19 protein-coding genes are annotated in these 23,171 nt (G+C 66.3%); 12 read left to right on the forward strand and 7 right to left on the reverse strand.

Features of this window, described 5'->3' with window-relative positions; all coding sequences use genetic code 11:
- The first annotated feature begins 70 nt into the window (after positions 1–70).
- Positions 71–1,234 (forward strand): PilT/PilU family type 4a pilus ATPase, encoded by a 1,164-nt coding sequence (locus BLT40_RS00560; RefSeq protein WP_036111280.1) that lies wholly within the window; start codon positions 71–73, stop codon positions 1,232–1,234.
- 122 nt (positions 1,235–1,356) lie between these two features.
- On the opposite strand, the gene BLT40_RS00565 is transcribed toward BLT40_RS00560, so the two are convergent.
- From BLT40_RS00565 to BLT40_RS00585, 5 genes are all read right to left on the reverse strand, one after another.
- A complete protein-coding gene (locus tag BLT40_RS00565; RefSeq protein WP_036111283.1) occupies positions 1,357–1,722 on the reverse strand; it encodes a BON domain-containing protein in 366 nt (121 codons plus the stop codon).
- Positions 1,723–1,939: 217 nt separating this feature from the next.
- Positions 1,940–3,688, reverse strand: coding sequence for a hypothetical protein (locus tag BLT40_RS00570; RefSeq protein WP_036111285.1), 1,749 nt, complete (start codon positions 3,686–3,688; stop codon positions 1,940–1,942).
- A 64-nt stretch (positions 3,689–3,752) separates the two neighbouring features.
- Positions 3,753–4,679 (reverse strand): aspartate carbamoyltransferase catalytic subunit, encoded by a 927-nt coding sequence (locus BLT40_RS00575; RefSeq protein ID WP_079522562.1) that lies wholly within the window; start codon positions 4,677–4,679, stop codon positions 3,753–3,755.
- Between the two features lie 24 nt (positions 4,680–4,703).
- Complete coding sequence (gene ruvX, locus BLT40_RS00580; RefSeq protein WP_036111291.1) at positions 4,704–5,123, reverse strand: Holliday junction resolvase RuvX; 420 nt, start codon at positions 5,121–5,123, stop codon at positions 4,704–4,706.
- Positions 5,124–5,136: 13 nt separating this feature from the next.
- Positions 5,137–5,703 (reverse strand): YqgE/AlgH family protein, encoded by a 567-nt coding sequence (locus BLT40_RS00585; RefSeq protein ID WP_090350718.1) that lies wholly within the window; start codon positions 5,701–5,703, stop codon positions 5,137–5,139.
- Between the two features lie 91 nt (positions 5,704–5,794).
- Between BLT40_RS00585 and BLT40_RS00590 the strand changes: the two genes are divergently transcribed.
- Positions 5,795–6,124, forward strand: a complete 330-nt coding sequence (locus BLT40_RS00590; RefSeq protein ID WP_218124504.1) for a hypothetical protein — start codon at positions 5,795–5,797, stop codon at positions 6,122–6,124.
- A 145-nt stretch (positions 6,125–6,269) separates the two neighbouring features.
- Here BLT40_RS00590 and BLT40_RS00595 read toward each other — a convergent pair whose 3' ends face one another.
- On the reverse strand, positions 6,270–7,130 hold the full coding sequence (locus tag BLT40_RS00595) for an energy transducer TonB (RefSeq protein ID WP_090350722.1): 861 nt from the start codon (positions 7,128–7,130) through the stop codon (positions 6,270–6,272).
- On the reverse strand, positions 7,127–8,071 hold the full coding sequence (gene gshB, locus BLT40_RS00600) for a glutathione synthase (protein WP_090350725.1): 945 nt from the start codon (positions 8,069–8,071) through the stop codon (positions 7,127–7,129). The genes BLT40_RS00595 and gshB overlap by 4 nt, the downstream gene beginning before the upstream one ends.
- Before the next feature lie 300 nt (positions 8,072–8,371).
- Between gshB and pilG the strand changes: the two genes are divergently transcribed.
- From pilG to BLT40_RS00650, 10 genes are all read left to right on the forward strand, one after another.
- Positions 8,372–8,728 (forward strand): twitching motility response regulator PilG, encoded by a 357-nt coding sequence (pilG, locus tag BLT40_RS00605; protein WP_051944199.1) that lies wholly within the window; start codon positions 8,372–8,374, stop codon positions 8,726–8,728.
- Between the two features lie 37 nt (positions 8,729–8,765).
- The gene (locus BLT40_RS00610) at positions 8,766–9,140 is read left to right on the forward strand and encodes a response regulator (protein ID WP_036111303.1); all 375 of its coding nucleotides are present in this window, start codon (positions 8,766–8,768) and stop codon (positions 9,138–9,140) included.
- Between the two features lie 7 nt (positions 9,141–9,147).
- Positions 9,148–9,693, forward strand: a complete 546-nt coding sequence (locus tag BLT40_RS00615; RefSeq protein WP_090350727.1) for a chemotaxis protein CheW — start codon at positions 9,148–9,150, stop codon at positions 9,691–9,693.
- Positions 9,694–9,863: 170 nt separating this feature from the next.
- Positions 9,864–11,897 carry a methyl-accepting chemotaxis protein gene (locus tag BLT40_RS00620; protein ID WP_036111308.1) on the forward strand — a complete coding sequence of 678 codons (2,034 nt, stop codon included), beginning with the start codon at positions 9,864–9,866 and terminating at the stop codon, positions 11,895–11,897.
- 4 nt (positions 11,898–11,901) lie between these two features.
- Positions 11,902–18,555 (forward strand): Hpt domain-containing protein, encoded by a 6,654-nt coding sequence (locus BLT40_RS00625; RefSeq protein WP_176809062.1) that lies wholly within the window; start codon positions 11,902–11,904, stop codon positions 18,553–18,555.
- Positions 18,548–20,263: a chemotaxis protein CheB gene (locus tag BLT40_RS00630; protein ID WP_176809063.1), complete on the forward strand. Its 1,716-nt coding sequence runs from the start codon at positions 18,548–18,550 to the stop codon at positions 20,261–20,263. Before BLT40_RS00625 ends, BLT40_RS00630 begins: the two co-directional genes overlap by 8 nt.
- The gene (locus BLT40_RS00635) at positions 20,260–20,751 is read left to right on the forward strand and encodes a chemotaxis protein CheW (RefSeq protein ID WP_036111313.1); all 492 of its coding nucleotides are present in this window, start codon (positions 20,260–20,262) and stop codon (positions 20,749–20,751) included. The genes BLT40_RS00630 and BLT40_RS00635 overlap by 4 nt, the downstream gene beginning before the upstream one ends.
- A 172-nt stretch (positions 20,752–20,923) precedes the next feature.
- The gene (locus tag BLT40_RS00640) at positions 20,924–21,061 is read left to right on the forward strand and encodes a hemin uptake protein HemP (protein WP_051944201.1); all 138 of its coding nucleotides are present in this window, start codon (positions 20,924–20,926) and stop codon (positions 21,059–21,061) included.
- A gap of 89 nt (positions 21,062–21,150) precedes the next feature.
- Positions 21,151–21,714, forward strand: coding sequence for a hypothetical protein (locus BLT40_RS00645; protein WP_090350734.1), 564 nt, complete (start codon positions 21,151–21,153; stop codon positions 21,712–21,714).
- 162 nt (positions 21,715–21,876) lie between these two features.
- A complete protein-coding gene (locus BLT40_RS00650; protein WP_090350736.1) occupies positions 21,877–23,148 on the forward strand; it encodes an efflux RND transporter periplasmic adaptor subunit in 1,272 nt (423 codons plus the stop codon).
- Positions 23,149–23,171 lie beyond the last annotated feature (23 nt).

Consider the following 23,171-nt stretch of genomic DNA (forward strand, 5'->3'; position numbering starts at 1 on the left):
CGCCCCCGTCGCCGGTATATGATCGCGACAGGGGCGCCGGCCCGGTCCGGCACACGGGGACCAGACCGCCATGAGCGAATTCGATTTCACCTCTTTTCTGAAGCTGATGGTGCATAAGCAGGCTTCCGACCTGTTCATCACCGCCGGCGTCGCACCTTCCATGAAGGTCCAGGGACGCATCGTTCCCATCACGCAGAGCCCGCTGTCCGCGCAGCAGTCGCGCGACATGGTGCTGAACGTGATGACGCCCGCGCAGCGCGAAGAGTTCGAAAAGACCCACGAGTGCCAGTTCGCCATCAGCGCCTCGGGTGTCGGACGTTTCCGTGTGTCGTGCTTCTACCAGCGCAACTGCGTCGGTATGGTGCTGCGCCGGATCGAGTCGAAGATCCCCACGCCGGAAGAACTGAGTCTGCCGCCGATCATCAAGCAGCTGGCGATGACCAAGCGCGGCATCATCATCTTCGTCGGTGGTACCGGTACCGGTAAGTCCACGTCGCTCGCGTCGATGATCGGCTACCGCAACCAGAACTCCACGGGTCACATCATCACGATCGAAGACCCGATCGAATACGTGCACAAGCACGAAGGCTGCATCATCACCCAGCGCGAACTCGGCATCGATACCGACAACTGGGAAAACGCGCTGAAGAACACGCTGCGCCAGGCGCCCGACGTCATCATGATCGGCGAGGTGCGTACGCGCGAGACGATGGAGCACGCGATCAACTTCTCGGAGACGGGCCACCTGTGCCTGTGCACCCTGCATGCGAACAATGCCAACCAGGCGCTGGACCGTATCCTCCACTTCTTCCCGGAAGACCGTCGCAGCGCGTTGTTCATGGATCTCTCGCTGAACCTCAAGGGCATCGTCGCGCAGCAGCTGATCCCGACGCCGGACGGCAAGTCGCGCCGCGTCGCGGTGGAAGTGCTGCTGGGCACGCCGCTCGCGCAGGATTACATCCGACAGGGTGAGGTGCATAAGCTCAAGGAGCTGATGCGCGACTCGAATCAGCTCGGCATGCGGACGTTCGACCAGAGCCTGGTCGAGCTGTACCACGCTGGTGAGATCTCGTACGAAGACGCGCTGCGCCACGCGGACAGTTCGAACGAAGTGCGCCTGCGGATCAAGCTGGCCCAGGGAGGCGATGCGCATACGCTGTCGCAGGGGCTGGAAGGTGTCGAGATCGACTCGACGAACGACAAGCAGACGTTCGGCGGAATGCTGAGCCGGTAAGCGGGCGCGTCGCCAGCAGGGCTGGCTGGCGACTATCGGACGGGCGAGCGCGAAGGCTGCCCGGGACCGCACAAAAAAAGGGAGCCTTTCGGCTCCCTTTTCGATTCCGCCGAAGCGAAGTCTTACTGTGCGGCAGCCGACACGGTCAGGCCGCTCGCGTCGACGCTCTTCACGCCCTTGATCTTCTTGGCGATCATCTCGGCGTGGCTCTTTTCCTTCGCCGTGGCGACGGTGCCCGTCAGGGTGACGACGCCGTCAGCGGTCGAGACCGAAATGTCGGTGGCCTTGACGCTCTTGTTCGCAGCGAACTCGGACTTCACCTTGGTGGTGATCCACGTGTCGTCCGCCTTGCCGGCGACCGTCTGGTTGTCGCCCTTGCTCGTGGCCGCCGCGGAGTCCTGTGCATTGACCTGAGCGAACGGGACCGTGCCGAGACCGGCAACGAGAGCGGCGGCGAACAGGGCCTTACGGAGGTTCGAATGGTTCATGGGGAACTCCTTTATACGAATCTGTGATGGGACTGGCGACGGCGCCGCGCACTGTGGCTGCCGTGTCGCGGGGCCTATGGAAACAGCGCATCCGTGAACGATTCGTGCCCGAAAAACCGCTCCGTTCAGCTTTGCCGAAAGGATGATCAGTGTCTGCTCAGCGCATAAAAAAGGCGGCCCCGGAGGGCCGCCTTCATCTTTGGCGCCGTAACGCGGCTTACTTGTATTCGACCGCGCCCGAGATCACCAGGCCCTTCTCGTCGACGTGCGACTCGCCCGAGACCTGCACGACGCGGGCGGCCTGAGCCTTCATCGCATCGAACTGTGCCTTGGAGCGCTGAGCCGCCGCGGCGGTGTCGGCCTGGCCGTCCGGAGCGCCGTCGGCGCCCGCGGCTTCGGTCATGTTGCTGGCGAAGGCCTGAGCCTTATCGGCCATCACGTCGACCCACGAGCGGTACATGTCGCCGTTCAGATGCAGGCGGGAGACACGGCCAGCGTCACCCGTGCTGCCCATCAGGACGTCGTCGAGCTTGGCGTCTTCGCCGGCACCCAGGCCGATGGCGATGGCCTGGCCGTTCATGGCGGCCCAGCCCGGCATACCGAGCATGCCGCTGATGTTCGGCGGCAGAGCGACCGGCTTGCCGTCGCCGGCCAGCTTGAAGTCGCCGCCGAGCATCGCCTGACCCATGGCCAGCAGACCCGCCGGGTTACGCGTCGCGATCACGACACGGCCGGTGAGCTGCGGCATCTGCTGCGCGTTGGCGGCAGGCTTGAACGAGTCGATGAGCACGCGAAGGCCGCGCAGGTCGCCGATCGGCGGGATGGCCGCCTGCTGCATGGTCGAACCCATTTTGGCGAAGCTGTCGTTCATGCTGGCGAAGGCCGGGCATTCGAACGGCTTGGCCGCTACGGCTTCCGCCTGCGCGGTGAAGAACGTGCGCAGCTGTTCGACGGGCAGCGCGAGGCTGATGTCGAACGCGCCGGTCGCGTCGCTACCCAGGCCCGGGACTTCGACCTTGAGACCGGAGAAGGCCTTGGTGATGTCGTCGGCCAGCGCGATGTCCACGCGCTGCTCCTGGTGGTGCAGGTCGAGGCGGGTGTAGCCGAAGCTGACCGAGGGCACGCGCGCGGCGATGCGCGACGCTTCGCTCTGGCAGCTCGGCGGCAGCGTGGGCACAGGCTCGCCGGTCTTGGCCGACTGGTGCTTGAGGAAGGTCGCGAACAGCGGATCCTTGCCCGTGGCGATCAGGGGCAGCAGACGGGTCAGGTCGACCTGGCCGACGGCGTAGTCCTTGTAGCCCTTGTCCTTGGCCAGATCGGCAAGGCGGCCGTCTTCCTGGATGCTCTTTTCCGGGCGATCGGCACCGAGCGCCTGACGGATCAGCGGCTGGGCGGCGTCCGCCGGCAGCAGCGAAACCACGGCCTGCTTGCCGACGGTGGCGATGATCAGCTGGATGCCCGAGTCGGACAGGGCGACGTGGCGGTACGGCTGGCCACCGGCATCGGCGGTCTCGAGCTTCTTGCCATAGGCGGTTTCCAGGCGACCGACGAAGGCGTCCCACGCGGCGGTATCGGCCAGCGTGATGCGCGCGACCGGAGCGAGACCGAGGCCGTAGAAGGCCGTGCCGTTCTTCGCATCCAGGCCCATGTTCTTCAGGGCGGCCTCGGCGGTCTTGCCGTCGAACTCGGCCGCCAGCGCATTGACGAGGTTGGCGCCGTCCTTGTTGCCCTTGCTCTCGAGGTCCGAGGCGAAGGCCTTCATCTGACCCACCTGGCCCGGCAGCTCGCTGTTGGCCTGGGCCAGCATGGCCTCGTAGGCGTCGTCGTCGAGCTTGTCGAGGCTTGCGACCACGTACGGCGTATCCGCCGGCACGAAGGCCAGAGGGGCATCCTTGTCTTTGTGGCCGCAGGCCGCCAGCAGCAAGCTGGCGACGCCGAGCGCGAGAAGTCGCTTGGTCGGTCGCATTCTGTATCCCATTGTTTGGTCCCTAGGTCCCGGCATTATGCCGGAACGCAAGGCGCGGTGCCGGTTAGCGGCCGAGCACTTCGCAAAGAACCGCCATCCGCACGAACACCCCGTTGCCGACCTGCTCGAGGATCCGCGACTGGGCGCCATCGGCGACGTCGGAGGCGATCTCGATGCCACGGTTGATCGGGCCCGGGTGCATCACGAGGCAACCCTTCGCCGCCCGGGCGAGGCGCCTGGTGTCAAGGCCATAGCGCTCGAAGTAGGCCGCTTCGTCCGGGAGGTCTGTCGAGGCCATGCGCTCTTTCTGCAGGCGCAGCATGATCACGGCGTCGACACCGGCGATCGCCTCGTCGAAATCCTCGTGGTACGTGACGCCGTTCAACTCACCTTCGGTGGGCAGCAGCGCGGTCGGCCCCACGATACGGACGTCCTTCACGCCGAGTGCGGTCAGCACATGGACGTCGGAGCGGGCGACACGCGAGTGGCGCACGTCGCCGCAGATGGCAACCTTGACCTTGCGCATGTCCGGGTGGTGGTTGCGGATGGTCAGCGCATCGAGCAGGCCCTGCGTCGGGTGGGCGCGGTTGCCGTCGCCGGCATTCACCACGGACACGCCGCTCATCGCGTGCCTGACCAGTTCCTCGGGCGTTCCGGAGACCTTGTGGCGGACGACGATGGCGTCGAGATGCATGGCTTCGAGCGTGTGCAGGGTGTCGAACAGTTCTTCGCCCTTGCTGGTCGAGGACAGCCCGATGTCGAAATTGACGACATCGGCGCCGAGGCGACGCGCGGCCAGTTCGAACGACGTGCGCGTGCGCGTCGAGGGCTCGAAGAACAGGTTGAGCACGGTACGACCGCCGAGCAGGTCCAGCTTGCGCGTGCCATGGGCGCTGGCGTCGCGCATGGAGTTCGCGCGGTCGAGCAGGCGCTCGATCGTTTCGCGCGGCAGGTTCTCGAGGGTGGTCAGATGGCGCAGGCGTTGGGACATGACGGCCTCAAGGTGGGGGATGGATCATGACTGCAGAAGATAAGACTCGAGGATGACCGCGGCGGCCTCGGCATCGATCGAGCGGACATCGGAGCGCTTGCGCGTGCCCGCGGCGCGTCCGGCGGCGAAGCGACGCGCGGCCTCCTGCGAGCTCATGCGCTCGTCGGCGAAGGTCACGGGCAGGGCGTAGCGCTCGCCGATGCGTTCGGCGAAACGGCGGGCCGTACGGGTCATCGGTTGTTCCTTGCCCTCGTTATCGAGCGGCAGGCCGACGATCAGCGCCTCGGGCAGCCACTCGCGGCGGAGCGTGTCGAGCGCCTGCCAGTCGGGCTGGCCGTCGCGCACCGGCACCGCGGCGATGCCGCGGGCCGTTCCGGTAAGGCGGTTGCCGACGGCGACACCGACGACCTTGGTGCCGACATCGAAACCGAACAGGCAACTCATCGCGAACGGATGCTCAGGCGTGACCGGCGTAGCCGGTCAGCTGGGAGGGGTCCTGCATGCCCAGCTTGCGGGCCGCGGCGACCCAGCGCTCGTCGAGCGGTGTGTCGAAAATAATGTGTTCGTCAGCGCGCGTGGTGAGCCAGGCGTTGTCCATGACTTCCTGTTCGAGCTGGCCGGCTTCCCAGCCCGCGTAGCCGAGTGTGACCACCGCGCGGCGAGGGCCTTCGCCTTTGGCCATGGCGACCAGGATGTCGCGCGAGGTGGTGACGGACCAGTCCTCGTTGACCCGGTAGCTGGAGTCCCAGTTGCCCGGCTCGCGATGGAGGACGAATCCGCGCTCCTGCTGCACCGGCCCGCCGATGAGTACCGGGTAGTCGGCGATCTCGGGGTCCTCGCAGTCCAGCTTCATCTGCGCGAGCACGTCGCCCAGACGGTATTCGGAGATCTGGTTGATCAGCAGCCCGACCGCTCCGTCTTCGCCATGCTGGCAAAGAAAGGCGACGCCACGCGCGAACGGCGGTTCGGCCAGCGAGGGCATCGCGATGAGGAATTGACCCGCGAATGTGTTGGCGATCGTCATGGCCGCATTGTAGCCGCTGTTCGCCCGGGCGTGCGGATGGGTTCAGCGCGCCGGAGGTACCGTGTGCGCCCGGTCACAAGGAGGCAAAATCGTGAAGAAGATGATGTTCGCAAAGGGTTTTATAGCGGCGACCGGCGCGCTCGCCGCTTCGCTGGCGCAGGCTTCGACGCCGTCGGCATGGAAGGACTATGACCAGCGGCTGACGCAGGCCTGCGTCGCGGCAAGCGGCCTGAAGGATGTGAAGCCGGTGGGGCGGCCTATCGCGTATGACGACAGGGTGCCGGTGACGGCGCTGGTGCTGGCGGGGCGTTATCCGCAGAAGCACATGCAGAACCGGCCGGGGCGGGAGCTGTGTGTCTGGGACAGGAAGGCGCAGAAGGCCTACGTGAGTGAGGCGGATCAGCTGCTGCCGGCATCGTGAATCGCGTTGGCGTGAATCGCGCGCAGGGCGCGCTCCTACAAGGCGACCCGGCCCCTGTAGGAGCGCGCCCTGCGCGCGATAAGGTCCCTGTAGGAGCGCGCCCCGCGCGCGATCCGGGCCTCAGCCCGGCCCGGCCCCCCCAGCCTCAATAGTTCCTCAAAACGTTCCCCGGCAAGAACTGCCAGGTCCGGGTGATGTACAACTCATCCACCTTCGTCTTGTCAGCCGGCAGCGAGGGGAAAGGTGCCGCAAGCCGGACGATGCGCTGGGCGGCGTCATCGAGCAGCTTATGGCCTGAACTCTTGATCACGTCCATGCTCTTGATCGAGCCGTCCTTGTTCAGACCGACGGTGAGGACCAGCTCGCCATACAGCCCCTGGCGGCGGGCTTCGTCCGGGTAGTTGAGGTTGCCCACCCGCTCCACGCGACCCACCCAGCCCTTCATGTAGGCGGCGTAGACGTACTCGCGCGTGTTGGACGAAATGAATTTCTTCTTCGGTCGCTTGGCGTAGGCCTGCGACTGTTCGCGCACCTCGGCCGACAGGCGAGCCATCTCCAGCTTGCGCTGGATCTCCTCGTCCGACACGGGCAGCGGGTGCTCCTGGTGCTCGGTCTGCTGTGTCGTCGTATCGACCGCGAAGGCGGTTTCACCGGAACTCGTCAGCAACTGCTGCGGCGTGCGGTCCTGAGGCGCGGGTGCCTGCGCTTCTTTCGGCTCGGGCGTGACGCCGCGCACGGGAGTGGGCAGGGGGCCGGACACCGGCTCCGACGGGCGCGCCGCCTTGTCCTTGTCACCGCCGCCCGCGTTGTTCGCCTGGGCCAGGAAGTCGGCCTTGTCGGGCGGCTCCTGGTTGGCGACGTCCACAAGCGTGACGTCGAGCGTGGGAACGCTCGGTTTGGGCTTCTCCGCGTCGAAGGTGATGCCGAGGATGACGACACCGTGCAGCAGCAGCGAGAACAGCAGGGTCGCGCCGAACAGGTCGGCGCCGGTGGTGCGGGTCGTCATCGGGCCTCGATTGCGTCGAACATCAGCCCCGCGATGTTAATGCCGAACTGGGCATCCAGTTCCCGGATACAGGTCGGAGATGTGACGTTGATCTCGGTCAGGTAGTCGCCGATGACGTCCAGACCGACGAAGCGGAGGCCGCGACGCAGCAGTTCGGGCGCGACCTGTGCGGCGATCCAGCGGTCACGCTCGGACAGCGGCACGCCTTCGCCACGGCCACCGGCCGCCAGGTTGCCGCGGAATTCGTCGCCCTGGGGAATGCGGGCGAGGGCATAAGGCACCGGTTCGCCGTCGATCAGCAGGATGCGCTTGTCGCCCGACGTGATCTCCGGGATGTACTTCTGTGCGATGACAAAGTCATGCCCTGCCGGAACCAGCAGGGTCTCCAGCATCGAGTTGAGATTGCTGTCGCCGGCCCGGACGCGGAAGATTCCGCGACCGCCCATCCCGTCGAGCGGCTTCAGGACCGCCTCGCCATGAAGGGCGACGAAGGCCTTGAGGTCGCCACGGCCGCGCGAGACCAGCGTCGGGGCGATGCACTGCGGGAAATCCAGCGCGAACAGCTTCTCGTTGCAGTCGCGCAGGCTGCGCGGGTCGTTGACGACCCTGGCGCCCGCCCGCTGGGCACGCTCCAGCACCATGGTGTCGTAGACGAACTGAGCATCGACCGGTGGATCCTTGCGGGCCAGCACGATGTCGATCTCGCCAAGGGGGCGCCAGGCGGCTTCGCCCAGCGTGTACCAGCCGGCGGGATCGTCTTTCACGGTGAGCGGCCGCAGGCGTGCCCAGGCCTCGCCGTCGCGCAGGGCCAGGTCGCCCTGCTCCATGTAAAACAGGGTGTGGCCGCGGCGGGAAGCCTCCAGCAACATGGCGAAGGTGGAGTCCTTGGCGATCTTGATGGCGCGGATCGGGTCCATCAGGACGGCGACGGTGAGGGACATGGCGGGTCCGGCGAGCAGGAAGGGTGCCAAGTCTAGTGGAGCGGGAGGGTCCATTTCACAAGCCCGTCCCCCTTTTAAGAACAATTCATCTTGACGTAACTCTCACCAACCATTAAACAGCGGTCGGGAGGAACGCCGAAGAGCGGGCCGCCGGGACGCAGGTTCCGGACGACGACCCAGCGCACGGAACAAGCCCCGGAAAGGGGCTATCCTGCGCGGGGATTTGCGGTTTTTTTTGCGTGGCACGGGGGCGCAGTGAACGAAAGCGGACGCGGTACCGACCTGACCGGTTTGAAGGTCATGGTCATCGACGATTCGAAAACCATCCGGCGCACGGCGGAAACGCTGTTGAAGAAGGAAGGCTGCGACGTCCTCACCGCCGTCGACGGCTTCGAGGCGCTGGCGAAAATCTCGGACCAGAAGCCGAACATCATCTTCGTCGACATCATGATGCCGCGCCTGGACGGGTATCAGACCTGCGCGCTGATCAAGAACAACGCCCAGTTCCGCGGTACGCCGGTAATCATGCTGTCCTCCAAGGACGGTCTGTTCGACAAGGCGCGCGGTCGCATCGTCGGGGCCGAGCAGTACCTCACCAAGCCATTCACCCGCGACGAACTTCTCGGCGCGATTCACCGCTATGCGACGGCGAGCTGACCGACCTGATCTCGCTTAACGACGTCCAGGGGGACGTGTGGCAAATATCCTAATCATCGACGACTCGCCCACCGACGTACGCGTGTTCACCACGCTGCTCGAAAAGGCGGGTTTTTCCGTTTCCAGCGTGGACAACGCCGAAGCAGGCATCGCGCGGATCCAGGAGAACAAGCCCGATCTGGTCATCATGGACGTCATCATGCCCGGCATGAACGGCTTCCAGGCCACCCGTTCGCTGAGCCGCGACCCGGCCACGGCGGACGTGCCCGTGGTGATGATCACGACCAAATCGATGGAGACCGACCGCGTGTGGGGCCTGCGCCAGGGTGCGAAGGCCTTCATCACCAAGCCGGTAAACGAGAAGGAGCTTCTCTCGACCATCGCCAGCCTGCTCCCGAACAAGACGCACTGAGGGCGATATGAGCGAGAACGTTGCAACGTCGCCCTTCGAACTGCTCGCGTTCTACGAACGCGCCTGTCTGGCGCACTCGGCCGATGCGCCGACGCACGTCGACTCGACGGGCCTGTGGCGTGGCATCGGGTTCCGCGTGGGTCGGCGCGCCTTCGTCAGCGGCATCGAGGAAATCAACGAACTGCTGGCGGTTCCCTCGCTGACCAACGTCCCGGGCACGCAGCCCTGGCTGATGGGCGTGGCGAACGTGCGAGGCAACCTGGTGCCGGCGATCGATCTGGGCCGGTTCCTGTTCGACGAACGTACGCCGTCTTCCGAACGTACGCGTCTGCTTCTCGTACGCCAGCACGGCGGCACGGTGGGGCTGCTGGTCGACGAGGTTTTCGGCCAGCGGACGATGGACGACGCCCAGCGCGGTTCGGGCGAAGACGAACGCGATCCGCGCCTGACGCGGTTCGTGGCTGAAAACGTGACACTTGGCGAGCAATCGTTCGGGCTGTTCAGCATGAGCCGGCTGGTTCGTGCGCCGGATTTCCGGCAGGCGGCGCTGTAAGGCGTCTCCAGGGGGACGGGGCGGCCTCCTGGCCGGCCCGTTACAGGATGGGCGGAGGTGGCTTGGCCGCTTTCGCATTGGGAACGGGGGGCGATCACTTCGGTCGCTTCGTCTTGCCGGCAGCCTCGAGGCACCGGTGGCTAGCTTTGCCAGGTTTGGGTGAGGTAGATATGAGCACGACAGCAGGCGGCGCAGGCCGGGAACGTGGCTACACGATCGTTATCGTGTTTCTTCTCCTGGCGATCGGTTTGGCGTCGGTCGACTTCTGGTGGCTGAACACCAGGAACGGTGAGGATCGCGAAGCCATCGCGTTGACGACCCAGGTTCAGGTGCTTTCGCAGCAGACCGCGAAGTACGCGCTCGAGGCATCCGACGGCAACCGCGACTCCTTCCGCGAACTGTCGGCCACCCGGAACACGATCGATTCGGCGGTGCAGCGCCTGGTCAAGGGCGACGACAAGACCGGCATGCCGGCTTACGCGGACGACAACGGCTCGCAGGCCGGTCGCTCGGTGGGCGCGCTGGCCAACGCCTGGCACCAGCTCGACGCGGACATCGGCAAGATTCTCTCCAACAAGGACCTCGTCCTGTCGTCGGGTGAGCGCGCCGATCTGTTCTCCAGGCAGATGCCGCTGCTGAACGCGCGCACCGACGAGGTGCTCAACATCGTCCAGCAGAAAAACGCCTCGGTGGAGCAGACCTTCACCATCGCGCGCTGGATGCTCATGGCTGACCGCATGATCCGCCGCGTGCAGGAAATCCTGCAGGGTGGCGACGGTGCGCAGTCCGCCGCTGACGGCCTGTCGCGCGATGCGCAGCTGTACGGTTCGGTGCTCAAGGGCCTGATCGATGGCAACCCGGACGGCGGTGTCCGTGCCATCTCCGACAGCAATGCCCACAAGATCCTGACCGACATGCAGACGTCGTGGGGCGACCTGGTCGATCCCGTCACCCAGCTGGTCTCGGCGTCGCCGAACCTGCAGGACGTGAAGCGCGCCGGTAACCAGGCCTCGCTCGATTCGCAGACCGTGTTGCTTCGTGCGAACGAGTCCGCCGACCAAATCGCCAGGCTGCCGCTGACCCGTCTGTTCCCGAACGTATGGTGGGGCCTGATCGGCGCCATCGGCGCGGTGGCGTTCGCCCTGTTGCTGGTCTACAACCTCGTGCGCGATCAGCGTCGCCGCCTGGAAACCACGTCCGAACTCAATCAGCGTAACCAGACCGCGATTATGCGACTGCTGGACGAGATGGGCTCGCTCGCCGAAGGCGACCTGACCATCAAGGCCACGGTGACCGAGGACATCACGGGCGCCATCGCGGACGCCATGAACTCCGCGGTCGACGAGATGCGCAACCTCGTCACCACGATTAACGAAACGGCGGTGCGGGTCTCGGCGGCAGCGCAGGAAACCCAGGCGACCGCGATGCACCTCGCCGACGCGGCGGAACAGCAGGCGCAGCAGATCACCTCGGCGACCTCCGCCATCAACCAGATCGCCACCTCGATGGATACGGTGTCGAAGGACTCGGCCGAGTCGGCCGACGTGGCGCAGCGCTCGGTGCAGATCGCATCGCGTGGCGCGGAAGTGGTGCGGGAAACGATTCAGGGCATGGACTCGATCCGTGACCAGATCCAGGAAACCTCGAAGCGAATCAAGCGACTGGGCGAGTCTTCGCAGGAAATCGGCTCGATCGTCGAACTGATCAACGACATTGCCGAGCAGACCAACATCCTCGCGTTGAACGCAGCCATCCAGGCGGCGTCGGCCGGTGAAGCGGGTCGCGGTTTCGCGGTCGTCGCGGACGAAGTCCAGCGACTCGCCGAGCGTTCCGCCAGCGCCACGAAGCGAATCGAAACGCTGGTCCAGACCATTCAGTCCGATACCAACGAGGCGGTCAGCTCCATGGAGCAGACCACCGCCGAGGTGGTGGCCGGTGCACGACTGGCCGAGGACGCGGGTACCGCGCTGGGCGACATCGAGCGCGTCTCGAACGATCTTTCCGCACTGATTCAGAACATCTCCGCCGCTGCCCGCCAGCAGTCGGCCGCGGCAACGGACACCTCGGCGACGATGAACGTCATTCAGGAGATCACCTCGCAGACCTCGCTGGGTGCAAGCCAGACGGCCGAGTCGATCGGAAACCTGGCGCAGCTGGCGAACGACCTGCGACTGTCCGTCGCGAACTTCAAGCTGCCGGGCTAATGCAGTGAGACTTCAAGACCATACCGATTTCACTACGCTGCACTGGGTCAAGGCGGAGCTCGACGACGCCTTGTCCAAGGCACGCCAGGCCCTCGAGTCCTACGTCGAAGACTCCCGCGACGCCTACGTCATGCACACCTGTGCCGCGGACCTTCACCAGGTCCACGGCACGCTGCGTATGGTCGAGTTGTACGGCGCCGCCATGGTCGTCGGCGAAATGGAGCAGCTGGTCGCCGCGCTGATCGACGATCGCGTGGCCCATCGCGACGACGCCTATGCCGCGCTTATGCGCGGCATGATGCAGATGCCCGACTACCTCGAGCGTCTGCAGAGTGGCCACCGCGACGTGCCCATCGTGCTCCTGCCGCTGCTCAACGATCTTCGCTCGAGCCGTGGCGAGCAGTCGCTGCACGAGTCGGCACTGTTCACGCCCAACCTCGACACCATGCTGCCGGCCATTGCGCCGGGTGCGAACGATCCCGCGGCGGCGGAAAGCCATCGCGCCGAGATCGCCGAACTGCGCGTGCGTTTCCAGCAGCAGTTGCTGGCCTGGTTCCGCGGGCAGGGCAACGAACGTCAGCTGCTCGGCATGCGCGCGACGCTCGACGGCATCGCCGCGCGTTGCTACACCATCGCCGGCCGTCGCCTGTGGTGGATCGCCGCTGGTGTGCTCGAGGGCCTCGAGCGTGGCGTGCTGCGCGCCCACGAAAAGGACGTGCGCCAGCTGATCGGCCGCGTCGACCGTTCCATCCGTGAACTGGTGGAGGGTGGCGAAGACGCATTGCTCAACGGCGATGCGGACGAACTCGCACGCAAGCTGCTGTACTACGTCGCCCAGGCCAAGCCGGGCAGCGAACGCCTCGAAGAACTGCGCCAGACCTACCGGCTCGACGGCTTGCTGCCGCAGGCCGCCGAGGTCGAGCATGCCCGTGGCTCGATGTCCGGTCACAACCGCGCGCTGCTCGACACCGTGTCGGTGGCGATCAAGGAAGACCTGCTGCGCGTGAAGGAATCGCTCGATCTGTTCCTCCGTCGCCCCGATGGCGATCCCGCCCAGCTCGGCCCGCAGGCTGACGTACTCGATCGTGTCGGTGACACGCTGGGCATGCTTGCGCTCGGCGTGCCGCGTCGCGTGGTGGGCGAACAGCGCCGGATCCTCGGCGAAATCGCCACCGGTGCGCGCGATCCCGACGAAGAGTCGTTGCTCGACGTCGCGGGTGCGCTGCTCTACGTCGAAGCCTCGCTCGACGACCACATCGAACGCCTCGGTGCCGAGGGCGAGGAGCAGGTCGTTTCCGACCTCGGTCCGTCGCCGCTTCCGCGCAGCGAAGCACGCCACATTCTCGCCACGCTGATGCGCGAAGCCACGGGCAACACGTCGAAGGTCAAGGACGCGATCGTCGCCTTCGTCGAGTCGTCCTGGGATCACGCCCAGCTGGACGGTACGCCGGAGCTGATGGCCGAAATCGGCGGCGCGATGCGCATGCTGGGCGCTCCGCGCCCCGGCGAACTCGCCGACGGCATTGGCCTGTTCATTCATCGTGAACTGCTCGGCGACCGCCGCGTGCCGAACGGCGCGCAGATGGATCGCCTTGCCGATGCACTGGCGGCGCTCGAGTATTACCTCGAAGCCGCCCGCGAACACCGCGGTGGCCTCGAGCACATACTGGACGTGACGCAGCAGAGCCTGGCCGAGCTCGGCTACTGGCCGCTGCCGACCGCTGAGGAAGACGTAGCCGAGCCGCTGGGCGAAGCCGCGATCGAGCGCATCGAAAGCGAGGCGATCGAGCACATCGCCGTGCCGTCGACCAGCGTCGATGCGGGCGAAACGGTATCGACGTTTGCGGAATCGTTCGATCTGGTCGACGAGCCGCCGACCGAGGCGGAAATCGCCGCGGCCGCCGCGGTCGCCGCGCCCGAAGCGACGGCGCCTGAAGCGACGTCGCCGGTCGCGGCCGCTGCGGAGCCCGCCGCTGCCGCGGGCGAGGAAGACTGGGTCGAGATCGAGGAAGAAATCGAGCAGGAAGTGGGCGGCGCAGGCCATGCCGAGTTCGCCGGCTTCCAGATCACGGTCGACGGTATCGACGACGAAATCCGCGAGATCTTCCTCGAAGAAACCGAGGAAGAGATCAACAATCTCCGCGCCGCGCAGAGCGCGTGGCTGGCCAATCCGGAAAGAAGCGAGTCGCTCGTTCCGATCCGTCGCTCGTTCCATACGCTGAAGGGCTCCGGTCGTCTGGTCGGCGCCCGTCTTCTGGGCGAGTTCGCCTGGAAGGTCGAGAACACGCTCAACCGCGTGCTCGACAAGAGCATCGAACCGCATCCGGGCGTGCAGGCGCTGGTCCGTCATGCCATCGATGCGCTGCCGCAGCTGAAGGCCGCTCTCGAAGGCGAAAGCACGCCGGGTGCGCCGATCGCCGCGATCATGGAAACCGCGGATCGCCTCGCGATGGGCGACATGGCCTTCGTGGAAGATGTCGCGAAGAGCTCCGTACAGAAGGTCCGCACCAAGGTGAAGCGTCGCGTGCCCCGCGACACCATCGCCGCCGTGCCGACCGCCGCTTTCGCCAGCTACGGGCAGACGCCCGCCGAGCCCGTCGAAGCCGCGCCGAGCGAGCCGGTGTATGTCGCGCCGCCGCTGCCGCCGGTCGACGCCGTGCTGCTCGACATCCTGCGTACCGAGGTGGCCCAGTACCTCACGATCATTCGTGCCAACCTGGCCCGCGCCGGCGACGGCGAACTGTTTGTCGACGACGCGCTGCTGCGTGCCGTGCACACGTTGCACGGTGCCATCGGTATGGTCGACATCCCGGTGCTCATCCAGGTGCTCGCACCGCTGGAAGGCCTGATCAAGCGCGTTCGTGCCAGCGGCCTGCCGCTGCGTGTCGAAGGCGTAGACGCGCTGACCGATACGGCCGATCTCGTCGATCACGTGATGGACCAGTTCGACACCCCGGATCCGCGCGTACCGGACGTGGCCGCGCTGGCGGCACATATCATCGCCATGCGCGACGAACAGCCCGAAGCGACGGTCGCGCACATCCTGTACGAGCCCGATCCGCTGCCGCTGGACGAGACGCCCGTCGACGCGGCGTCCGCGACGCCGGTCGTCGCCGACATCGACAACATCGACAACATCGAAGACGTCGTGCCGCACGTTGCGAACGTCGTCGACGACGTCCCGCCGCCGGTCGTGGACGAGGTCTTGCCGGAAGACGACGTGGCCTCCGTGTCGTCGCTCGACACGGAAACCCTCGCCGACGACAGCGTGGAAGAGGATGCTGCCGCTCCGGGGGATCTCGAAGCCGAGCTGGAAGCGATGCTGGCCCGTGAGCTGGCCGAGCTCGAGGCTGCCGCTCCGCCCGCGGTCGAAACGAAAGCCGACGTCGTCGCCGACGTGGAGCCTGAATCCGAAACGTCCGAAGAGCAGGAGCTGACGCTCGCCGAGCTTCAGGCCGACATCGACGCCGAGACGGACAGTCAGGCCATTCCCGGGATCGAGCTGGCGCCCGTCGAGCCGATCGACAGCACGGACGATCTCACGGCCGAGCTGCTCGCTTCGTTCGAACGTTTCGAGGTCGACAAACCGGAAGGCGTGGTCGAGCCGATCGCGAAGTACGACGTCGACGAAGCGGCTGCCTGGCGCGCGCTGGTGGAGGGATTCGATGCCGCGGCGACGACGCCGGCCGGGCCGTCGGTCGACGCGGCAGCGGAAGCCAACGCCGAAGCCGAAGCGGAAGCATTGCCGCAGCCGATGTCGCACGACGGTGACGTGCCGCATACCGACGATGGCCTCGTCGAACCGCGTGTCGAGGATTCGCGTGTCGGGGAGGTTGTTTCCGCCGACGATGAAGTGATCGACGAGACGCCGTCGGAAGAGGATTCGTTTGTCGATCCCGATCCGCTGGCGTCGGCGGGTCCCGACGCGCCGGCAGAGTCGGCTCCCACCGAGCCCGTCTTCGAGCCGGTGGCCGAGGAAATACCTGTCGACCAGGCCGAGGCTCCGGAAGTAGCGCCGTACGCCGCTGACATGGCGGAGTCCGAAGCATCGTTCGAGCTGGCTGAGCCGGAAGAAGCCGCTGAGCCGCGAGCAGTGGCCGAGCCGGACGAAGTGGCCGAGCCGGAAGACGTGGCTCAGCCGGAAGACGTGGCCGAGCCCGCCGTGGCCGAGCCCGTTCTCATCGAAGACCAGTCGCATGAACCGGTCGCCGCGCCGGTGCATACGCCGGTGGACGAGCCGGCACCGGCCCTGGTGCCGGAGCTTTCGCCGTATGCCGATATCGATCCCGACCTGCTCGAGGTGTTCGTCGAGGAAGGCCGCGAGATTCTGGATCACGCCGACGGCGCGCTCGCCGCATGGCGCATCGAGCCGCAGGTGGCGGAACACGTCACCTCGCTGCAGCGCGATCTGCACACGCTGAAGGGCAGTGCGCGCATGGCTGGCCTGGCGCCGGTCGGCGACTTCGCGCATGCGATGGAAGCCCTGCTCGACGCGGTGGCCACGGGCCAGCGCGAAAGCGACCGCGCCTCCATCGAAGCGATGGAAGTCGGTTTCGATCGTCTGCATGGCATGATCCAGAGCATCGCGCAGAACCGCGCGATCGCGCTCAGCGATGCCGACATCGAGCCGTTCGCACGCCTGGCCGGCGCGCCCATCGCACCGGATACGCTGACCGCCGAGGCTTACCGTGAAGAGCGCGAGGCCGCCGAGTACATCCCGGCGACCGAGCCCCTGCCGGAACCGGAAGTCATTCCTGTCCTCGACCACGAACTGCCGGACCTGCTGCCGGAATTCGAGGAAGAAGAACTGCAGCGCGCGTCGCAGGAACAGATCCGTGTCCGCGCGGACATGCTCGACACGCTGGTGAACCACGCCGGCGAAGTGTCGATTTACCGCTCGCGCCTGGAACAGCAGACGGCCAGCTTCCGCTCGACGCTCACCGAGCACGAGCAGACGGTCAGCCGTCTGCGCAGCCAGCTGCGCATGCTCGAAATCGAAACCGAAGCGCAAATCATCGCGCGTTACCACCAGGAACACCGCGATACCGGATCGGCGACGTTTGATCCGCTCGAACTCGATCGCTTCTCGCAGCTTCAGCAGTACTCGCGAGCGCTGGCCGAGTCGGTATCCGATCTGGTCTCGCTGCAGACGATCCTCGATGAGCTGACCCGTCAGTCCGAAAATCTTCTGCTCCAGCAGCAGCGGGTCAACGCGGAACTGCAGGAAGGTCTCATGCAGACCCGCATGTTGCCGTTCGACGCGATGGTGCCCAACCTTCGCCGCACGCTCCGCCAGGCCGCCAACGATGTTGGCAAGCGGGCGCAGCTGGTGGTGGAAGGCGCCAACGGCGAAATGGACCGCAACATGCTCGACCGCATCAAGGCGCCGTTCGAGCACATGCTGCGTAACGCGGTCGCCCACGGTATCGAGACACCGGACACCCGCGAAGCCAACGGTAAGCATCCGGAAGGCACGGTGCGTATCCAGGTGGCGCGCGAAGCCACCGAGGTCGTGGTGCGCCTGTCCGACGACGGTGCCGGCATGGACCGCGATGCCATTCGCGCCAAGGCGATCGAGCGCGGCCTGCTGCGTCCGGATGCCCGTGTCTCCGACGACCAGATCCTTCAGCTCACTCAGGTACCGGGCTTCTCCACCGCGGAGAAGGTCACCCAGGTAGCCGGTCGTGGTGTCGGTATGGACGTGGTCGCCAACGAGATCAAGCAGCTCGGCGGCACGCTGGCGATCGAATCGGAGAAGGGCAGCGGTACGACCTTCGTGATGCGCCTGCCGTTCACCCTCGCGGTGACCCAGGCCCTGATCGTGCGCATCGGTGAAACGAACTTCGCCATCCCGATGACCTCGGTCAACGGCGTGGCGCGTGTGGAGCCGAACGAGCTTGCCCACCGCATGGCCGACGAGCAGCCCGCGTTCGACTATCTGGGTGAAGAGTTCGCCATCCACGACCTGCCGCAGCTGCTGGGCGTGCATATCGTCGCGTCGCCGGACGAGGGTGATATTCCGCTGCTGCTCGCTCGCTCGGGCGACCTGCGTGCCGCGATCCGTGTCGATGCCGTGCTCGGCTCGCGCGAAATCGTGGTCAAGCCGGTCGGTCCGCAGGTCAGCTCGGTGCCGGGTATCCTCGGCGCGACGATCATGGGCGACGGTTCGGTGCTGATGATTCTCGACCTCGCGCCCCTGGTGCGTCATGGCATGGCTCGCCGCGCCTTCGAAGCCGAAGCGGCCATCCCGCACGCACCGCGCGCGCAGGACGAGATCCGCGTGAAGCCGCTGGTCATGGTGGTCGACGATTCGATCACCATGCGCAAGGTCACCGGCCGCGTGCTGGAGCGTCACGAGTTCGAGGTGATGACGGCGAAGGACGGTATCGACGCGCTCGAAAAGCTCAATGAGCGCGTGCCCGACCTGATGCTGCTCGACATCGAGATGCCACGCATGGACGGCTATGAACTGGCGACGCAGATGAAGGCCGATGAGCGTCTGGCGGGCGTGCCCATCATCATGATCACCTCGCGTACCGGCGACAAACATCGTCAGCGCGCGTTCGACATCGGCGTCGACCGTTACATCGGCAAGCCGTATCAGGAAAACGATCTGGTCATCCAGATCAACGATGTGCTCGGAGTTCACCATGGGTGATCGTGCGCCCCTGGTGGCGTTACTGTTCGACGACTCAGCGCTGTCCGGACACCTGCGCGACGCGCTGGTCGAGCAGGGCGCGACGATCGTCTATGAATCCGACCTCCGCGCCTTCGCGCCCGCCGAACTGGTGGGTTCTTCGGCCGATGTGGTCGTGGTCGACCTCGACGACCCCAGTGATGACGACCTCGACCGTCTGTACGACACGGTCGAAGGCGGACATCCGCGCCTGGTATTCAACGATGCGGACGTGAGCCGCACGCTGGAAGGCTGGGACCGCGCCCGCTGGGCCCGGCATCTCGCGGCAAAGCTGGTCGGCGTGTCACCGATGGATCCGCCACGCCCCGAAGACGCCCGAGCCATCGAACCGCGTGTGGTCGCGATGGCCGGCGTTGCCGCACCGGCCGAAGAGACCTTCAACGAACCCCTGGTCGATGACCTGGCCATCACGGGTACGCACGGTTATCCCGAGGAGCCGATGGCATCCGTCGACAAGCCTGCGCCTGTGTCGATGGATGCCGTGCCGGGTGTCGAGCACGATGTGCCCGACGAACTGGCCTTTTCGACCACGCTGTCCGCCACGGGCGAACACGACGGTGAGGGGGCCGATCCGACGGAGCTCGCCGCCGAACTCGAAGCGCTGCTGGCCGACACCGATGCCTCCGCGATCAGCACGGACGGCCTGGACGAGGTGCCGTCCGCACCGGTCGAACTGACCGAGTTGGCGTCGCTCGATCTGTCCGGCTTCGAGGTCATCGACGAAACGCCGCCGCCGTCGCCCGCACCGGAACGCGAATTCGACCTGAGCCAGTTCTCGCTCGCACCTGAGGACGATGCCCTGCCGGGCACGGCGCAGGCAGGCACGCCGAAGCTGGAGATCGAAGGCCGCGCCACCGAATACGTACCGCCCCCGGCGCCCGAATGGGACCTGATCGACCACGATGCTGTCATGCCCGAAACGGTGGCTCGCCCGCCCGCTTCGGAGTTCGGTATCGAAACGCTCACGGCTGCGGAATACCTCGCACAGGACATCGTCGACGACGGGACGCACGGCATCGAGGCGGGCTTCACGCTCGAACTGGTCTCGATGGAAGAAGCCATCGCGCCGCGCACCGATGGCGAGTTCTCTCACGAGATGTTCCTCGAAGGCAGCTCGCGTGCCGTGCGCCGGGTGATCGCCCTCGGCGGCGCAGGCGAAAGCGAAGCGTCGATCGCCGCGTTCCTGGCCGCGGTCCCCGCACGTCTTCCCGCGGTGCTGCTCGTCGTGGCGCATCATGACGACACCCAGGCATTCGCGCGTCGCCTGGGCGATCTGCGAATCGCTGGCGAGCAGGACCATACGGCCCACGGCGAGCGCCTGGTGGTGCCGCGCGGGTCGCACGTACAGATCCGCCGTGACGGCAGCGTCACGGTGCGCGAGGACGCCAGCGCGACCGGCAGTGCGGGCCCGTCGATCGACGGTGTCCTGAGCACGCTGGCCGGCGGGTTCGGTGGCGACGCGCTGGCCATCGTGTTCGCCGGTCGCGGGAACGATGCCGTGGCGGGAGCGCAGGCGGTTTATGACGCCGGCGGTCGCGTCTGGGTGGAAAGCGTGCCGGTGGAAGAGGCGCATGGCCACATGGTCGCGGGTATCCGCGAAGAGCGTGTGGCGGCCTATGCCGGCGACGTCGCGGCGCTGGCGCAGAAACTGATCGAGGAATTCCCATGAGTGAGCCGTTACCGCGCGAAATCCGCTGCGTCCTGATTCCCAGCGCGGGCGTACGCCTGCTGCTGCCGAACGCCGCGGTGGCGGAAGTCATTACCCTGGCTGGCGTCGAGCCGGTCGCCGATGCGCCCGATTGGCTGCTGGGGCGCATCGCCTGGCGTGGCTGGAGCATTCCGCTGGTGCGTTTCGACCATGTGGCCCGCCTGCCCGACGACGCACCGCCGCAGGCCGCCCGCGTCGCCGTGCTGAAGGCGCTCGGCAATACGGCGGGGCTGCCGTACATCGCCGTGGTGACCCACGGCTTCCCGCGCCTGACCACGCTCAATGCCGAGCTTCTGTTGCCGACCCACGACGGGCATGACCTGCCGTTCGGTGTGCGTGCGCGGGTGCTCGTCCGTGACGACACCGCGATCATTCCGGACCTCGAAGAACTGGAGCGGACGCTGGCCGGGATGCTTGCCGACGCCCCGCGGCTGGCCGGCGAGGGCTGAAACGACGCCGCCGTCGGGCGGCGTTTTCTCAGCAGAGACCCCATTGCCTGTTGACAGGTAATTGAGAATCATTATCATCAACTCCGCACCCTCAACCGCGGAGCTGACCATGTTGCTGAGAACGCTTCCCCTGACCGACAACGGCGGCCGAGACAAGGTCGTACCCCTTCGCATGGCGACCCCCGTCGCGACGCGGCGCATCGAGAGCAAGAACCTCCTCGACGGTTCGCGTGAGCTCGTCATCGAGCACCAGGGCAGCGAGTACCACCTGCGCCTGACTCGCAACGACAAGCTGATCCTTACCAAGTAAGCGCACTTCTCCCCGACGCCAAGCCACGCGGGACCTCCCCGGACCGCGCAAGCCAGGCCTCCGTTCCTCGTCACAGACCGGGAGGCGACATGTTCGGCTGGCTATCGTCCTTCGGCGTGCTCTCGCGCGCCCGTACCACCTCGACCACGCGCTGGCTGGCGCTGGCACCGCGGACCCTGTTCGAGGGCCTGGGGCAGCTGGGCGGTGTGCTGTACCTGGCACCGCCGCTGTCCGGCTGTGCGCTCAGCGCGCCGGCCGCCGACGGCTGCCTCGTGGAATCGGCCGATCTGGCGCCACTGCTCGTCGCCCGCTACGTGGGCCTGACCTGCGCCATCACGGCGGAAGGGCCGCGCGAGTGGATCGACGGCGTCAGCGCCGAAGGCGACACCGTCGCCCGCATCTATCTGCTGCCCGACACGGACTACCTCGCCTGGGATGGCCTGTTCGCCGACGCCTCACCGATCGCGGCGCCGGCGCGGCGATCGCCGAACCGCGAATGGTTGCGTGCATCGCGTGCGCGCGTGCTCACCTTCACCCGCCGACGGATGAGTGGCTTCACGGTGCTTGGTGCGCGCGACGCATGCATATCCACGCTGGGCCACGGTGTGGCGCGGGATATCGCGATGTCCGAATCCGTGGGCATCGCTGGCTGATGCCTCGCGCGGACGTGTCCGCCACCCGCGGGTGTCCGGACACTTTGTCCGCGGACACACGTCGCACACGCCGGATTCCTTGCAAGGCCATGATCTGATTTAGTATTTCGTGTTGGCACGCCGCTTGCTGCTACTCCCTGGAAATCACCAGGGATACCCAACATGATCCGCGACACCTCCGCACAGGACCGCCTCGTCGAAGTCCGCCCGAGCCATCGGCGCAAGCTCATGCTCGGTGGCGCGGGCGTGGTGGTGCTGGCCGCGCTCGTATTCGCGGCGCCGAAGGTCGCGACGATGTTCTCCGCGGATTCGTCGGTCAGCGCCTCGCGCCTCTCGTTCGGCACCGTCACCCGTGGCCCCTTCGTTCGCGACATCGCGGCGGAAGGCAAAGTGGTCGCCGCCGTGAGCCCGACGATGTATGCGGCGTCCGCCGGCGCGGTCGTGCTGAAAGTGCATGCGGGCGACGTGGTCACGAAGAATCAGCCGCTCGCCGTCATCACCAGTCCCGAACTCACCAGCAAGCTCGCGCAGGAACAGTCGGCGGCCGATGCGATGGAAGTGGAGTTCCTGCGCGCGCAGATCGACGCGACGAAGAAGCGCTCCGAGCTGCAGAAGGCGTTCGATAACGCGACCATCGATCAGACCGCCGCCGAGCGTGACCTCAAGCGCTACCAGAGCGCGTTCGACAAGGGTGCCGTGCCGGCCGCCGAAGTGGAGAAGGCCAAGTCCACGCTGGACAAGGCGGCGATCACCACGAAGCACGCGAAGTCCGACCTGGCGACGGATAACGACAGCCTGACTTTCGACGTGCAGTCGAAGAAGCTGGCCCACGACCGTCAGCTGCTGCTGGTGAAAGACCTCGAGCGCCAGGTCGACGACCTCAACGTGAAGTCGCCCGTCGACGGGCAGGTCGGTCAGCTGTTCATCGCCGAGCGCGCCACGGTCGCCAAGGATGCCCAGCTGTTGAGCGTCATCGATCTGTCCGCCCTCGAAGTCGAGATGAAAGTGCCGGAGAGCTTCGCGCGCGACCTCGCGATCGGCATGCCCGGTGAGATCACCGGTAACGGCAAGGTGTGGGACGGGAAGGTGAGCGCGATCTCGCCCGAGGTGGTCAATGGCGAAGTCGCGGCGCGACTGCGTTTCGACGGCGATACACCCAAGCAGCTGCGCCAGAGCCAGCGCATGTCCGTGCGTATCCTGCTCGACAAACGCGACAACGTACTGACCGTCGAGCGCGGCTCGTTCGTGGACGAAAGCGCCGGCCGCTACGCTTACGTCGTGGCCGACGGCATGGCCGATCGTCGCGACATCCGTGTCGGTGCCAGCAGCATCGACAAGGTCGAGATTCTGGACGGTCTGAAGGAGGGCGACAAGATCGTCATCTCCGGGGCGGACACCTTTGGCACCGCCAAGCACATCGCCATCAGCCGTTAACCGTTCCAACCATTCATCCACCG

Source organism: Dyella sp. 333MFSha, assembly GCF_900102405.1.
In the GTDB taxonomy this organism is placed as follows: domain Bacteria; phylum Pseudomonadota; class Gammaproteobacteria; order Xanthomonadales; family Rhodanobacteraceae; genus Luteibacter; species Luteibacter mycovicinus.